We start from the raw sequence: 696 nt of genomic DNA on the forward strand, positions 1-696 counted from the left end.
CGGCATCGACCCGCTGCCTGCACCGGACACGCCGCCCACGCCGGCCCCGCCGGCGCGCGGTCTGTCCGCATGGGCGCTGGCGCTGGCCCAGTGGCCCATGGCCACGCGCATCGCGTTGCTCGCACTGGTCCCCATGCTGCTCCTGGTGGCCTCCGGGGGCCTGTGGCTGCGCGGGCAGATGCACCAGAGCCTGCTGGGGGGCTTCGAGCAGGTGCTGCGCGAGAAGGCCCAGCGCGTGGGCGTGCGGCTGCAGCAGGGTCCCAATGGCGAACTGCGCGAAGCCACCGGGGGGGCGGACGAATTCAGCGCCATCTACGCCGGGTGGTACTGGCGCGCCCAGGCGGGTGGCCAGGTGCTGCGTTCGCGCTCGCTGTGGGACATGGACCGCCTGCCCACCGCCCCCGAGCCTGTGCGGGGCTCGGCCCTGCTGCACCTGGCGACCGGGCCGCTGCAGGAGCCGCTGCTGTCGCTGACGCTGCCGATCCCCCTGGGCCAGCCGCCCACCCCGGTGGCGCTCACGGTCTACGGCCCCGCCGCCCAGTTGCAGACCAGCATGCGCCAGATCGACCACACCCTGGTGGTGGCCGGGCTGGTGCTGATGGTGCTCGCCGGGGGCCTGGCCTGGCTGCAGGTGCGGGTGGGGCTGGCGCCGCTTCGGCGCCTCGAAGCGCTGCTGGCTGCCCTGCGCGCGCGCAG

1 pseudogene is annotated in these 696 nt (G+C 75.3%); it reads left to right on the forward strand.

The features are described 5' to 3' along the window. Positions 1-97 precede the first annotated feature (97 nt). Positions 98-696: pseudogene (locus tag AC27IQ_RS26365) on the forward strand (sensor histidine kinase); the annotation flags it as partial.

The organism is Acidovorax sp. KPB24-07, assembly GCF_057543315.1.